The sequence below is a fragment of the Ruegeria sp. BJ6 genome (assembly GCF_056537885.1).
In genome coordinates, this window is record NZ_JBQFSG010000002.1 from 551,680 (window position 1) to 564,976 (window position 13,297).

16 protein-coding genes are annotated in these 13,297 nt (G+C 56.7%); 14 read left to right on the plus strand and 2 right to left on the minus strand.

Translation table 11 applies throughout. The features are described from left to right. Positions 1–37: 37 nt before the first annotated feature. Complete coding sequence (locus tag ACR0D6_RS08065) at positions 38–352, minus strand: helix-turn-helix domain-containing protein (protein WP_480765111.1); 315 nt, start codon at positions 350–352, stop codon at positions 38–40. Between the two features lie 93 nt (positions 353–445). On the opposite strand from ACR0D6_RS08065, the gene ACR0D6_RS08070 reads away from it, so the two are divergent. Together ACR0D6_RS08070 and ACR0D6_RS08075 are read left to right on the plus strand one after the other, a co-directional pair. After that, complete coding sequence (locus tag ACR0D6_RS08070) at positions 446–670, plus strand: helix-turn-helix transcriptional regulator (protein WP_480765112.1); 225 nt, start codon at positions 446–448, stop codon at positions 668–670. A gap of 106 nt (positions 671–776) precedes the next feature. Further along, the gene (locus tag ACR0D6_RS08075) at positions 777–1,241 is read left to right on the plus strand and encodes a hypothetical protein (protein WP_480765113.1); all 465 of its coding nucleotides are present in this window, start codon (positions 777–779) and stop codon (positions 1,239–1,241) included. A 20-nt stretch (positions 1,242–1,261) separates the two neighbouring features. On the opposite strand, the gene ACR0D6_RS08080 is transcribed toward ACR0D6_RS08075, so the two are convergent. Next, on the minus strand, positions 1,262–2,080 hold the full coding sequence (locus tag ACR0D6_RS08080) for a WYL domain-containing protein (protein ID WP_480765114.1): 819 nt from the start codon (positions 2,078–2,080) through the stop codon (positions 1,262–1,264). 85 nt (positions 2,081–2,165) lie between these two features. On the opposite strand from ACR0D6_RS08080, the gene ACR0D6_RS08085 reads away from it, so the two are divergent. From ACR0D6_RS08085 to ACR0D6_RS08140, 12 genes are all read left to right on the plus strand, one after another. Continuing rightward, on the plus strand, positions 2,166–2,684 hold the full coding sequence (locus tag ACR0D6_RS08085) for a hypothetical protein (protein ID WP_480765115.1): 519 nt from the start codon (positions 2,166–2,168) through the stop codon (positions 2,682–2,684). After that, entirely contained in the window at positions 2,681–2,893 is a 213-nt protein-coding gene (locus ACR0D6_RS08090; protein WP_480765116.1) for a hypothetical protein, read from the plus strand. The genes ACR0D6_RS08085 and ACR0D6_RS08090 overlap by 4 nt, the downstream gene beginning before the upstream one ends. Before the next feature lie 2 nt (positions 2,894–2,895). Next, a complete protein-coding gene (locus ACR0D6_RS08095; RefSeq protein ID WP_480765117.1) occupies positions 2,896–3,126 on the plus strand; it encodes a hypothetical protein in 231 nt (76 codons plus the stop codon). Continuing rightward, entirely contained in the window at positions 3,123–4,265 is a 1,143-nt protein-coding gene (locus tag ACR0D6_RS08100) for a DUF7146 domain-containing protein (protein ID WP_480765118.1), read from the plus strand. The genes ACR0D6_RS08095 and ACR0D6_RS08100 overlap by 4 nt, the downstream gene beginning before the upstream one ends. Before the next feature lie 11 nt (positions 4,266–4,276). Further along, a complete protein-coding gene (locus ACR0D6_RS08105; RefSeq protein WP_480765119.1) occupies positions 4,277–6,133 on the plus strand; it encodes a hypothetical protein in 1,857 nt (618 codons plus the stop codon). Positions 6,134–6,425: 292 nt separating this feature from the next. Continuing rightward, positions 6,426–7,121 (plus strand): hypothetical protein, encoded by a 696-nt coding sequence (locus tag ACR0D6_RS08110; RefSeq protein WP_480765120.1) that lies wholly within the window; start codon positions 6,426–6,428, stop codon positions 7,119–7,121. A gap of 267 nt (positions 7,122–7,388) precedes the next feature. After that, positions 7,389–7,607: a hypothetical protein gene (locus ACR0D6_RS08115; RefSeq protein ID WP_480765121.1), complete on the plus strand. Its 219-nt coding sequence runs from the start codon at positions 7,389–7,391 to the stop codon at positions 7,605–7,607. Between the two features lie 74 nt (positions 7,608–7,681). Then, on the plus strand, positions 7,682–8,164 hold the full coding sequence (locus tag ACR0D6_RS08120; RefSeq protein ID WP_480765122.1) for a resolvase: 483 nt from the start codon (positions 7,682–7,684) through the stop codon (positions 8,162–8,164). Next, positions 8,164–9,885, plus strand: coding sequence for a terminase large subunit (locus ACR0D6_RS08125; protein WP_480765123.1), 1,722 nt, complete (start codon positions 8,164–8,166; stop codon positions 9,883–9,885). Before ACR0D6_RS08120 ends, ACR0D6_RS08125 begins: the two co-directional genes overlap by 1 nt. A 10-nt stretch (positions 9,886–9,895) precedes the next feature. Further along, positions 9,896–11,161, plus strand: a complete 1,266-nt coding sequence (locus ACR0D6_RS08130; protein ID WP_480765124.1) for a phage portal protein — start codon at positions 9,896–9,898, stop codon at positions 11,159–11,161. Beyond that, positions 11,139–11,984: a head maturation protease, ClpP-related gene (locus ACR0D6_RS08135; RefSeq protein WP_480765125.1), complete on the plus strand. Its 846-nt coding sequence runs from the start codon at positions 11,139–11,141 to the stop codon at positions 11,982–11,984. Before ACR0D6_RS08130 ends, ACR0D6_RS08135 begins: the two co-directional genes overlap by 23 nt. 13 nt (positions 11,985–11,997) lie before the next feature. Continuing rightward, a complete protein-coding gene (locus ACR0D6_RS08140; protein ID WP_480765126.1) occupies positions 11,998–13,230 on the plus strand; it encodes a phage major capsid protein in 1,233 nt (410 codons plus the stop codon). The last annotated feature ends 67 nt before the right edge of the window (positions 13,231–13,297 follow it).

Here is a 13,297-nt window from a genome sequence, read left to right on the forward strand (position 1 = left end):
TTTGAGGCCGCGGTCAAACAGATGAACAAACAGCAACTCACAGAGTTGATCGATCTTCTGTTTGAGAGCCAATTAGTACCGATTGAGCCATATCCTGCCAACCACGCTTTCGGTCGTCAGGAAGAGACCGGTACACCTCGATGATTTTGATTTCGGCGTCCGTACCTTCATCCAGAAATAACTGATACATGGGCACGCCCAAAGCCTGAGCGATATAATTCAGGCTTCTTAGAGTGGCGCCATCCCATCCGTTCTCGATCTTAGAAATCGTGGATTGCTCCAAACCAGAGGCCTCGGCCAGCATGGTTTGGTTCCAACCTTTCAGCTTTCTGAGACGCTTCATGGCTTCCATATCCTCAGTTTCTCATGTCGCCCCTAATCAGGCAAAGTCGGCTGTGGAATAGTTATTCTTGACAATCATATGACTGTCAGGAATAACGTGGCTATGCACTCTCTAAAATCATATCGCCAAAAGAACGGCATTCGTCAGGCGGATTTGGCCAAGGATCTTGGTGTCGACCAGGCAGCAATTTCTAAACTTGAGGCGGGCGCCTTCAAACCCAGCCTGGAATTGGCTGTCAAAATTGAAGACGCGACCAACAATCAGGTTCCGGTTCGTGTTTGGCTGGATGACGCGACCAAGGATCCAGCGGAGGTCACCGAACAATGACCTCCGCCCAAATTCATACGTTCTCAAATCTGCGCTCATCAACATGCCCGACAGCCTGCGGCCTTGGCTTTGATATTGCACGGCAAATGATCAGGGGGCTTTTTCCGTGAGAAACAATCCTCCGGGCTCCATCGGTGAGACTACGCGAAAGGCGATCGAGGCCCATGGCGGCCTGCAGCAGGCCAGCGATGATCTCGGGCTGTCAGTTCCGACCCTTTCGAAGGCATCAGGCGCTGAAAAGGATCGTCCCGGTGGATTGGGGATCAAGTACCTTCACATGCTGGGCCGAATAACGCCGGCGTCGGCTGAGCCTGTCGCAATCCATTTTGCCCGATTGGCCGGTGGTGTCTTTCAACCACTGCCGGACAAGGGGCCGCTGCTGTCCAACATCAACACGTTGATGCGTGAGTTTTCCGACGTGCTGGATGTTCATGCAAAGGCACATTCGGAGCGATCAGAAGATCCGTCAGATTTCACGAAGCCTGAGGCGCGGCACGCGTTGGCGGAAACCGATGAGCTGCTTTACGCGCTTTTGTCTTATCGGGCTGCGCTGGAGGAGAAGTGCAAATGACCTCCAGCGCATTGTCATCATCATTCCTGCAGAATTGCTTCTCCCGATTGCAGTTGGTCAAATTCCCTGAGGAAGTCCTCTTCTTCCGGGGTTATCCGCCCATCTGCCATGATCAAAAGGGACAGGAATTTTCGAAACCTCTTGTAGCGTTCGTCGCTGAAGCGGCCGATTCTGCTGACGTGTTCCGGCAGCATTCTGGCCTGCGGGCGCATGCGCCTGATAATCGACGTCATCGCATTGAGTTCGTCCAGACCAATATCGAAATTCTCAGCCTGTTTGGTGAGGGCTTCGGCCTCGATGTATTGGCAAATTATGTCCAACTCCTCTGCATGAAACTCGTCATCGGACTTGGCGGCAAGCACCATGACAGCCAGGGCCGGGCGCAGATACTCCTTGAAGTCCGCAATCTTTTCCTTGCTGTCGGTATAGCTGCGCCTGCCGGAGGCCAGATCAATGTACAAAGTGTCGCGGAAAAAGTCCTCAGCTTCTTCGACCACGCCATCCATGTCGATGAAGCAGATTATTCGGTCACAGCGAAACTTCCGCAGGGCCTGCCGTTCGTGACAGACGGCGTGCAAAAGCGATCCCTTGGCCCCGGGTGCGACGCTGAGAAGTGTAATCCGGCGTCTGGTTTCGATGCCGTCAGCGGCCCTGTAGTCGATAGTGCAGTAGATCTCTTCCAACTGGATTTCATCATCGATCGTAGCGAGCTCAAACTCGTCATCCTGATAATCATCTGTTGGTGCGGGTCGCGGGGGCAGGCTTTCCGGAATGGTAATGGCGGGGGCCGGGGTGCGCTCATTTGGGGCGCGACGAAAGAGCCAAGTAAGAATTTGCACGCCAAATTTCTCCTAATAATTGTGTGCGCTCATTTGCGACCATTCCGACGCGCACCGCAAGCTTTGCGTCAGTTTGGAGGTCGAAATGTCGTGTGATGTCAAGCAGAGACTTGAACGCCACTCTGAAGCACTTCGCCAAGCGGAAATCAGGTGCAATAAATCTGCGGCTGAGCACGAAGCGCGCTGGCGGTTCCTGCAGGAGACATCCCTGAGTTGGCGCGACCTCGAACGTCAATATAGCGGCAACCTGTTGCGTCGTGTCGACAGTGCTTCGGATGTTGCTAAGCAATTCGGCGGCCGTGTTCTGTACATTTCATCACCGCCTGACGGATCGCCGGCAGAACTGGCTGAACTGGTGCGATTGTTCGCCAGCAAGGGTGTTGTTGCCTGGTCTCCGGATTTGGTGATCGCGCAGATCGAGGCGGGCGCCTTCCTTGGTGAGCCAAGTTCCGAACAGTGGATGCGTTGGCGGGCAGGGCTTCGCGCGGTTTCCAGCGGTGTGTTTGTTCTGCCGGGTGCGGCATCGTTTCAATCCAAGACGGTCTGGAATGACGTGTGCAGTGCGTTGCAGTGCAACAGCCCGGTTTGGGTGGTGCGCCCATGAGCCGGAAAGCTACCGCAGATATCCTTCCCGCAGTGCGCGTGCAGATTGCGCAGGCAGAAGAGAAGATCCAGTTGGCCTGCAAGCTGCTGCGTCAGAATGGCTTTCCGGAAAGCTCCGATGAGCTGGTTCGTGACCTGAAGCATCTGCGTGTTTGGACGCAAAAGGATGGGTGGCTGGACTATCTGGGCAGGCCGGAGGCTGGAGACTGACCATGAATGACCTCTTCCAGCCAAAGGCCGGCGCATTTCAACCGATCGGGGACGTCAATCGACGCGTCATGTCAGCGGTCCAGCAAAAGGCCAAGTTGAAAATGATCCGGCTACTGGATGCGGGGGAGATTTCCGGGTGGTTGAAGGCCCGTAAATTCGATGATCGGCCATGGTTCCCGGGGGAGATGGAAGCACTACGCGATCGGGCGAAAGAACTGGGGGTGCGGTTGTGAGTCGCCGTGAGGATCCCCGGCTGTTCGAGGCCAAGCAGATACCTGTTCAGCAAGTTGTCGACCTTCTGCGCATCGAAGGACTGATCCGGCAATCCGGTGAACTGATCGGACCCTGTCCGCGGTGTGGTGGCAAGGATAGGTTCGGGATCAACCTGACGACCTTTCTGTTCGGGTGCCGGCAGTGCGGCATCAAGGGAAATGACCAGATATCGCTTGTGCGCGAGGTTCTGCAGGTTGGATTTCTTGAATCTCTCGATGTTCTTTGCGGCGCGCGGCCTGCCGATATTGATGAAAAAGAAGCGGCCAGACGAAAGCGCCTGATCGAGGAAAAGGCCCGGCGTGATGCCAAATACGCGGAAAAGTCCCGGGCAAAAGCCCGGCGCGATGCCCGGAAAATCTGGCGAAATTCGACCAGCGGCGACCAATCCCAGGTCATCCGGGACTATCTGGCCCGCAGGGGTATCACTGAAGATCTGTTGCCCGGTATTCCGAAGGTAATCAGGTTTCAGGCGCAGCACCGCTATCTGAAATGGATCGACGGTGAGATGCGCAACCCCCACACCGGGCCCGCCATGGTGGCCGTCATTCAGGGCCCAGACGGCAACGGTTCTGCCGTGCACCGGACGTGGATCGACCTGGCGCAGCCCAACGGCAAGGCGCGGATCGTTTGGAATGATCAGGAACTTAAATCCAAGCTGGTTCGCGGTTCCATGAAAGGCGGCGCGATCCGGCTGTTCACGCCGATTGGTGCGGAAACACTGGTAGTGGGTGAGGGGATCGAAACCACTCTGACCGCGATGGTCGCGCGACCATACGAAAACGCAGCCTTTTGGGCTGGCATCAGTCTGGGCAACATGTCCGGGCGCATGCTGAAGCAAAAGGGGATGCGCTGGTCCGGCCTGCCGGAAATGGATGATGAACAGGCCTTTGTGCCGCCGGAATGGTGCAAGCGCCTGGTGTTCATCATGGACGGTGATTCAGATCCGAAAATGACACGGGCCAAGCTCGAATGCGGGATAAAGCGCGCCATGGCGCTGCGTCCGGGGCTGGAAGGTCTGATCGTGCCGGCCGGTGAAGGTCGGGATCTCAATGACATCTTGAAATCACAGCGGGACGAACCCGCGCAACAGGCGAATTAGAGGGGTATCGAGTGGATCAGAATATCGGTGAAGTGCGAGAGGCCTTTCAAGCAGCTGAAAAGGTCGAAAATGACGCGCCTTCGGGTTTCACCCCTCGGGGGGAAGGCGACGCCTCGGATAGTGAGGGTGGCGGCCCGGATCTGATCGATGAATCCGGGGATGTGGGTTTGCCGGACGGCTTTCCGGTTCATCCATTGGGAATGGCAGCCGGGAAATTCCATTTCCTGACGGCCCGCGGGGAAATGTCCGAATTATCAGCCGGGGCGATGAATAATCGCGCCAATCTGGTGGCCCTTGTGGCCGGGTGCGAAGATCCGGTTGGGCAGTTGGCGCGGATCGGGCGCCCTGAGGGTAAGCGGGATCACGGGTTCAATGTCGCCAACGCCGCAGACCAGTTGATGCAGGCCTGCAGTTCATTGCCGTTGTTCGACCCGTCCATGTCCATCCGGCATTTTGGAACATGGCGGGGTCGCAGCGAAAGCCCGATTGTTCACCTTGGTGAAAGCATTCAGGCGCCCGGTGACCAGGACCGCAAGGGCCGAATGATCGCCCGGGCCCTTTACCCGGCGGTTCCATCGCGAACCAACCCTGCGGCGCAGCCTGCTGCGATTGATGACCTCAAATGGGTGCGCGACAGAATCCAGAGGTTCTGGAACTGGAGCGGATCCCGCGATGCAGATGCCCTGATCGGATGGGTCGGGCAGGCGGCATTGGGGCAATTCCCCAGCTGGCGTACGCACATGTATGTCAAGGGCAAGCATGGTGCCGGTAAAACAGCAGCGACGCGCGTCGTCTCGGCGTTGTTGGGTGGAATGTCCACTGGCGTCAAGAACTCGACCAGTGCGGCCGCGATCCGACAGACAACCAACAGAATGGCTGTGGCGCGGATATTCGATGAGGCCGAAGCTGATGATACCGGTGCGATTTCCGAGGTTATCGCCCTGTTCCGTTTGATGTCCGATGCTGAAGGGGCGCAGGTTGAGCGCGGGACGTCTGATCATTCCGGCATTCGGTTCGAGCTTTACGGGGCCGGGTTTCTGGCGTCGATCATTCCTGCGCCCATGACCAGTGCAGATCGATCGAGGTTTGTAATCCTGACCCTTGGTGAGCGTGAAGAAAGCTCGGAACCGGCTGACCAGGCGCTTTTGCTGGCTGAGCTGCAGCACGATGCGCAAGAGATTGGTCCCGCAGTCTGGCGCCGAATGTTGGAATTGGCACCGGCACGATGGGATGAGACGTTCCGGGTGTATAACGGATTGGTTCAGGGCCTCGGCGCGCGGGCCCGTTCCGGCGATACGATTGGAGCCATCCTGGCGGGATGGGATTTGATGCTGTTTGACGCGCCTTTGGTCGACCCATCGACGGGAAAGGCGGACCTCGCCCGTCTGGAGTCTGCAAAGGAACTGGCGCAGCCGCTGATCGCGCAGTCCAAAGAGGCAGAGGAAGAGGGTGAGGGTGAGCGCTGCTTGCGCACCATATTCTCGGCACTTCTGCATAAAGACCATGGTGGCGTTGTCACCGTGTCCGAACTGCTGGAGCGGATGCAGGACGTGGATGGTGATCCGGAGCCCTATGACAACAAGCTGCTGGGGCGTCTCGGTATTCGATTGCTGGCAGGCAAAAACAACCAGCACGACATGTTCATCGCAAACGGTCAGAACCCGCTGCTGGATCGCGCGCTGGCCGGGACACGATGGCGTGGCGGCGGTCATAGGGCAGCGCTGGACACCATCACAGACGTACATCCAGCACCCGGGACCGTGCGGGTGAGTGGCAGGCCGGTTCGTGGCCTTGTCGTTCCCGCGCGGCTCCTTCCGGGATGGAAAGAAACATCACCGGCGCAAGAGGAAGGGCCAGAATATGCGTAACGGTTTGGTATTAAGCGTTTCGCTATCGTTTCGCTTTAAGTTACGGGGGAAAGGCGTTGATATTACGCAATAATAATTTCCCGAAATTGAGGTGTAACGGCGTAACGCTCTGGGCGGTACACACGCTAAGTGTGCGCGTGTGTAATCAGTTTAGAAAATTACCGTTTCACTGTTACATAACTCTATTTCACAAAGAAAGATTAATGAAAATAGGGACTTGGGGCGAAACGAAAAGCGAAACGATATCGAAACGGTAGACGGTTGAGTGTTACGGGCAGTGAGGTGAGGGAAAATGATGCATGATATGGGCTTGCAGGCGGCCAGATCGCAGACTGCGCTGGCTGCAAAAGGCAAAGGTAAGCAGGAAATCGGCATTCAGGCTTTGCTGGAATGGGCGTTCCAAAGGGAATTGGCCAGCCTCGACTTTGATGAGATCGCAAGTTCGTTGAGTTATACGGCGGTCGATCCGATTTACAGGATGATGGTGCAGGCTGAGCTTGGGTGCCGTGTTCAGGGAGGCGGTCAATCTTATCCTCATCATGACGCTGAAATAGTGGCTTCGACTGTCGCTGCCCTGCCGGAATACTGTGGCGGCAGACGCATGGCTATCAATGTTGCGGAATTGGCTAGAGCTGGCCAGCAACCGGACTGGATGCCGGATGCAAAGCCTCACTACTACCCTGTGTCGACCACAGAAAACCGGTATGGGAAAAGGGCCAAAACTGAAAACTCAGCCAAGCTTGGCGCTCAAGGCTGGCCAGCCCAGCCCAGAAGAAACCGCAAAGGCGTGGTTGTATATGATGAGATCAGGTATTGCCCTTGCGTTGTTTGGCCATCGGTAGATGCAGTGGCTCGATCGCGCCGTGCCTATTTGGGTTGGTACGGTGCATTGTTGGAACTCAGGGAGGCATTGAAAATAACGCACCTGACGGCATTTGTGCTGAATGACATGATGCCAGACAGACAGCCCTGGCAAAAAAAGACTTGACGAAATTCTAGCCCTCTTGACATATTGCAGTCACCAAACGTGCGCCCGAAGCGGAGAAACCCGCCTCGGGCGTTTCTCTTTATCAGGACAGTTGAGATGTAAATGGGCGCCTTGAAAGGGCGTGGCCTTCCATCGCGTTTGCGAAAGGGTAGGTCACGATTGCATCGGGATCGACCGGAAACGGGAAAAGGATCTCCGCGCAGATCAGATCGACCGATCAACACGGCTGCTTGGCAGCGGGCGCGGGCCCAGTTCATCAAAGAGAAGATGCAGGAAGCGGTGGATCGTGGCGACATGTTGCGATGCGCGCAGACTGGTGTGCCGCTGTTGGGAAAACACCCGGCGCCTGACAGTCCTGTGGTTGATCACAAAGAGCCAGACCGTGGTGACCTCGAACTCTTCTGGGATCGAGGTAATTGGCAGGTCGTGTCGAAGGCATGGCACGACAAGGTGAAGCAGAGCCGCGAGAAGCGCGGCGACCTCTAAAGGGGAGGGGGGGTCGAAAGTCTGGAAGGGCTTTCCGCCCAGACCCGCCTCCCCATCATTCGGAGATTTTTTTCTTGGCCGACGAAGAATTCGACCTCTTTGGCGATCCTGTTCGGCTGCCCAACGGTAAGAGGGGGCGGCCAGCACATCAGCCGACCCAGAAAAACCGCAATAAAGTCATGGTGTTACTTGCTCTCGGTTGGTCCAATGAAAGGATTGCCAACGCCATTCACTGCTCGGGGCCCACGCTGAGACGGTATTATTTTTCCGAGCTTAAGTGTCGTGACATCCAGCGGGATCGCCTCGATGCCATGCGCTTTGAGAAGGTCATCGAGCAGGCCGAGGCCGGAAACGTCGGCGCAATGCGGCTTCTGAACCAGATGATCGAGAAAAACGATCTGATGCTGACGGCTGGCCGGATCAAGGATGCCCAGGAGCAAACCAAGAAATCGCCCCCTCTGGGTAAGAAAGAACAGGCGCTGAAAGATGCCGGTAAGGTTGTTGACGGATCCAGCGATGGCTGGGGTGATGATCTGAAACCGGGAATGCAGCACTAATGTTGGATTTCGCTGCGGAATTCGAGGATATGGGCGTTGATCCTGAATGGGACACGTCCGTTCCGGACTGGGAAGATCGAATCCTGAATGGGCTTTCGATGATCCCGGATCTTCCGCTTTTTGATGAGGTTGCGGAAAAAGCTCTGCGGATCTTCAAGCGGTTCAAGGTTCCAGATCTACCAGGCACGCCGACTTTCGGCGAGATTTGCGACGATTGGGTGTTCGATTTCGTTCGGGTCATTTTCGGAAGCTATGACCCCGAAACGAAGCGGCGAATGTTGCGGGAATTCTTCCTGCTGGTGCCGAAGAAGAACGGCAAATCAGCCATCTCGGCCGGGATAATCCTGACGGCGGCGATCATGAATGAGCGTCCGCAGGCGGAACTATATCTGATTGCGCCGACGCAAAAGATCGCGGGCATCGCATTCAAAACGATCCGAGGCATTATCGCGCTGGATGATCAGTTGTCGAAGCTGTTCAAGCCACAACTGCATCAGAAACAGATCACGCATCTGATAACAGAGGCAGTGATCATGATCCTGTCGGCGGATGGCAGCGTCGTGACGGGATCGAAGGGGTGTTACATCCTTGTCGACGAAACCCATGTTCTGGGCAGCCAGCACAAAGCGCCCGATATCTTCATCGAGTTGCGGGGCGGGCTGAAATCGCGACCTGAGGGATTCTTCCTTCAGATCACGACGCAGTCGAAGCAACGTCCGACCGGCCAGTTCGAAAAGGAGCTGCAAACGGCCCGCGCCGTTCGCGACGGTGAGATCCGACTGCCGATGCTGGCGGTCATGTACGAATTGCCGCGCGAAATGGCGGAAAAGGAGAAATGGCGAGATCCGAACACATGGCATCTCGTCAATCCGAACCTCGGGCGCTCGGTCTTTTTGGAGGATCTGGTTAACGACCTTCGGAAGGCCGAGCGTGAGGGGATGGAGAGTGTTGCGCTCTTTGCTTCGCAGCACCTGAATGTCGAGATCGGCGTGGGCCTGAATACGGGCCGGTGGGTTGGTGCCGACTATTGGGCCCAGGCTGGCAAGGACATGACGCTGGAATCGATCATGGCCACCTCGGATGTCTGTGTTGTTGGCGTTGATGGTGGCGGGCTGGACGATTTGCTGGGCTTTGGTGTGATGGGGCGCCATAGCGAAACAAAGAAATGGCAGTTCTGGGGCAAGGCTTGGGCCGATCGGGACGTGCTGGAGCTTCGCAAAGTGATCGCGCCTGAACTGGAAGCGTTGGAACGGACCGGCGATCTGACCTTTGTCGACAACCTAGAAGATGAGGCAATTCCCGAAATCGTCGACTGGTGCTTGCAGTTTCGTTCGGCCGGGCTCCTTCCCGATGAAGACGGAATCGGAATGGATCCGGAGGGCGTGGCGAAGATCATCGACGCGCTGATCGAGGTCGGGTTCGCGATTGAAGACATCAGGGCGGTGCCGCAGGGCTATAAGTTGCACGCCGCAATCAAGGCCGCCCCGGTCAAACTGAAGAACGGAACGCTGATCCATTGCGGGCAGCGCATCATGGAATGGTGCGTCGGCAACGCAAAAACAGAGCCCCGCGGTAACGCGGTGATCGTAACGAAGGCCCAAAGCGGATCGGCAAAAATCGATCCACTCATGGCTTTTTTCAACTGCGTACAGCTGATGAGCTGGAATCCCGTCGGAAAAGGGAAATCCGTCTATCAGGAACGCGGCATTCTGACGGTGTAGGCAGGAGAATATGGCATTTTTTGACTTCCTTCGCAAAGCCTCGCCGGATGCGTCGGTTCAGCAGTCGGTTCGGGCAATGGCAGGTGAAGCGGGGGCGTTTTACGGCCTGAACGATCCGGCATTTTATGAGTTCATCCGGAACGGTTCGGGGACAATGACGGAATCCGGGGCAAACGTTTCGGTTAAAAGCGCCATGAAGAACACCACCGTCATGCGGTGTGTATCGCTGCTGTCGTTCTCGATTGGCATGTTGCCGCTGCATCTGCAGATCAAGGGCACAAAGAAGAACGCGACAGATCATCCTTTGTATCGAGTGCTGCACCGAAAGCCGAACGCCTGGCAGACTGCCTTTGAATTCAAATCGTTCATGGAGCAGATCGCGCTGCAGAACGGCAGCGCCTTTGCGCGCATCATTTGGGGGGGCGACCGGGTTTCCCAGCTGATCCCGCTTAACTTCGGGACGCCGAAAATCGACCAGAACACCGATTTTACGCTGCGATACACGTTCACAAAGCCGGACGGCGGCAAGCTGGTGCTGCAGCAGCGTGAGGTTTTTCACGTGCGGTTCGGCCTGTCGGAGGACGGCAAAACTGGCCTTTCGCTAGTTAAGCAGTCGGCGGAAGCAATTGGATTGGCCATTCAAGCCCAGACAGCTGCTGCCCGTTTGTTCCGGAACGGTATGATCGTTGGCGGTGTGTTGAAGCACCCGGGGCAGTTGTCGCCCGAAGCATACGGGCGCCTGCAAGCCAGTATGGATGAAGGTCAGGGGGCTGAGAGTGCCCATGGCTGGAAGATTCTGGAAGAGGGAATGACGATGGAGGGGGTGGCCCAGACTGGCCGGGACAGTCAGGGCATCGAGAACCGGAAATTCCAGATTGAGGATATCGCGCGCCCGTTCGGTGTGCCTCGCCCGCTTCTGGCCCTTGACGATACGTCCTGGGGCTCCGGCATCGATGTGCTGGGTCAACTGTTCGTCCGCTTTGGCCTGAATCCATGGTTTGTTGCCTGGGAGCAGGCGATTGAGCGCGATCTTTTGAGTGAAGCAGACGCTGACAAATACGAGGCCAAGTTCAATGCCGGCGCGCTGCTGCGAGGTTCAATGACCGATCAGGCCGAATTCTTCTCCAAGGCATTGGGCGCTGGTGGACACCAGCCGTGGATGAAGTGGCAAGAGGTCCGCGAACTGTCCGATCTGGAAGAACTTGATGAAGCACCGCCGCCGCCTCCGGGGCTGGTCGGCAAAGGAGGCAACGATGACACTTCGACAGCTACCTGAGATCACGGCCGGGCGCCTTCCGTCTGTTTGCGCATTTGAACCGGATCCGGATGCGCTGGCTAAATGGAACGCCGGCATCAGCGCTAAATCTGAACCGGACAATACGATCTCGATGCTTGAGGTTATCGGTGAGGATTGGTGGACTGGTGGCGGGGTTACTGCCAAACGGGTTTCCGCCGCCTTGCGCTCGATCGGTGATCAGGAGGTATTTGTTGACCTGAATAGCCCGGGCGGTGATTTTTTCGAGGGCGTTGCGATTTACAACATGCTGCGCGCGCACCCTCATAAAGTGACTGTGCGCGTCCTGGGACTGGCTGCGTCAGCGGCGTCCGTCATTGCCATGGCCGGTGATGACATCCAGATCGGAAAAGCCGGTTTCCTGATGGTGCACAATGCGTGGGCGGTGACCATCGGCAATCGCCACGATCTCGCCGAAGCTGCTAAAACGCTCGAACCGTTCGATGATGCCATGGCCACCGTCTATTCTGATCGATCTGGTGCCACAAAGGCAGAAGCTGTGAAATGGATGGATGGCGAGACCTGGTTCAATGGCGAGAGTGCCGTGGAAAACGGTCTCGCGGACGGGTTCCTGCCTGCTGATGCAGTGACAGAAGACAAAACAAAGGCGGAAGCATTGCGCAATGTCAACGCAACCAAGCGGCTTGACGTGCAACTCGCCAAATCGGGAATGCCGAGGTCAGAACGCCGCGCGCTTCTGGCCGATGCAAAAGGGGGCATGCCAGGCGCTGCCCCAACCGTCACGCACGACGCTGACGAAATCGCAGCCATGATCAACGGGCTGCGCGACATCATCAAAACCTGACAAGGACGAAAAGATGAAACACTTCAAGGTTCCCGCCAAGGCGCGGGGGATCGTCGCTGTGCGTGCAGAAGCGCCCGGTGACATCAAGGCGCTTCTGTCAGCGCTGCAGGGCGATTTCGCTGATTTCAAGGCGACTCTGGACGAAAAAGACAAGGAGATCGCCTCGAAGTTTGACGACGTGGTGACCACGGACAAACTGGAAAAGATCAACACCAGTGTGTCGGCGTTGCAGGCGTCTGTCGATGAATACAATGCCAAGATTGCCGCGATGGAGATGCTGAGCGGTGAAAGCCGGGCCGCACCGGACCCAGAATATACCGATGCGTTCCGTGCGCATGTTCGTCGAGGTGATGTTCAGGCCTCGCTGAACAAAGGCGCGGATGCAGAGGGTGGCTACGTCGCACCCAAAGAATGGGATCGCACGATCACCGACAAGCTGATCGAAGTTTCCGCAATGCGTCAGATCGCGGGAATGATCACGATTTCGACCGCAGGGTTCACCAAGCTTTACAACCTGCGTGGTACGGCTTCCGGTTGGGTTGGTGAGACTGCAACCCGGGGCGAAACCGGTACACCGCAGTTTGGGCCCATGGCCTACAATCCGGGTGAAATCTATGCAAACCCGGCGGCTACGCAGCAAATGCTGGACGATGGTGAAATCGATCTGGAGCAGTGGATCGCTGGTGAGGTGGAAACCGAGTTCGCACTTCAGGAAGGCCTGGCCTTCATCGCTGGCACCGGGGCAAATAAGCCTGCCGGTTTCCTGACGTTTGTAACTGGCGGTTCCAATGCGAACACGAACCCATTGGGTTCCATCGAAGCCATTGCGGCTGCGGGCGCCGCTGCGATCGCGACAGATGATCTGATCGACCTGGTTTATGCGCTGCCGACGGCCTTCACCATGAACGCACGTTTCACGATGAACCGCACCACGCAGGGGATGATCCGCAAGTTGAAAGACGCGGATGGCAACATGATTTGGCAACCATCTCTTGCGGCAGGTCAACCAGCCCAGTTGCTCGGATATCCCATCACAGAATTGCCGGGTATGCCCGATGTTGCGACGACTGCGTTGCCGATTGGATTTGGTGACTTCCAGCGTGGCTATCTGATCGTTGATCGGTCAGGTGTGCGGGTTCTGCGCGACCCGTTCACGAACAAGCCTTATGTGCATTTTTACACCACGAAGCGCGTGGGCGGCGGGGTCAACAACCCTGAGGCGCTGAAGGTTCTTCAAATGGCATAAGGCGGCCTTTGGTCGCAAAGAGTGTCCGGTGGAAACGCCGGACACGCTTGCGATGCTGAACCCCTGT

Excerpts from the sequence above, each read along its gene's own strand:
- ACR0D6_RS08065 (WP_480765111.1), bottom strand. The coding sequence starts at position 352 with ATGGAAGCCATGAAGCGTCTCAGAAAGCTGAAAGGTTGGAACCAAACC.
- ACR0D6_RS08070 (WP_480765112.1), top strand. The coding sequence starts at position 446 with ATGCACTCTCTAAAATCATATCGCCAAAAGAACGGCATTCGTCAGGCG.
- ACR0D6_RS08085 (WP_480765115.1), top strand. The coding sequence starts at position 2,166 with ATGTCGTGTGATGTCAAGCAGAGACTTGAACGCCACTCTGAAGCACTT.
- ACR0D6_RS08090 (WP_480765116.1), top strand. The coding sequence starts at position 2,681 with ATGAGCCGGAAAGCTACCGCAGATATCCTTCCCGCAGTGCGCGTGCAG.
- ACR0D6_RS08095 (WP_480765117.1), top strand. The coding sequence starts at position 2,896 with ATGAATGACCTCTTCCAGCCAAAGGCCGGCGCATTTCAACCGATCGGG.
- ACR0D6_RS08110 (WP_480765120.1), top strand. The coding sequence starts at position 6,426 with ATGATGCATGATATGGGCTTGCAGGCGGCCAGATCGCAGACTGCGCTG.
- ACR0D6_RS08115 (WP_480765121.1), top strand. The coding sequence starts at position 7,389 with ATGCAGGAAGCGGTGGATCGTGGCGACATGTTGCGATGCGCGCAGACT.
- ACR0D6_RS08125 (WP_480765123.1), top strand. The coding sequence starts at position 8,164 with ATGTTGGATTTCGCTGCGGAATTCGAGGATATGGGCGTTGATCCTGAA.
- ACR0D6_RS08130 (WP_480765124.1), top strand. The coding sequence starts at position 9,896 with ATGGCATTTTTTGACTTCCTTCGCAAAGCCTCGCCGGATGCGTCGGTT.
- ACR0D6_RS08135 (WP_480765125.1), top strand. The coding sequence starts at position 11,139 with ATGACACTTCGACAGCTACCTGAGATCACGGCCGGGCGCCTTCCGTCT.
- ACR0D6_RS08140 (WP_480765126.1), top strand. The coding sequence starts at position 11,998 with ATGAAACACTTCAAGGTTCCCGCCAAGGCGCGGGGGATCGTCGCTGTG.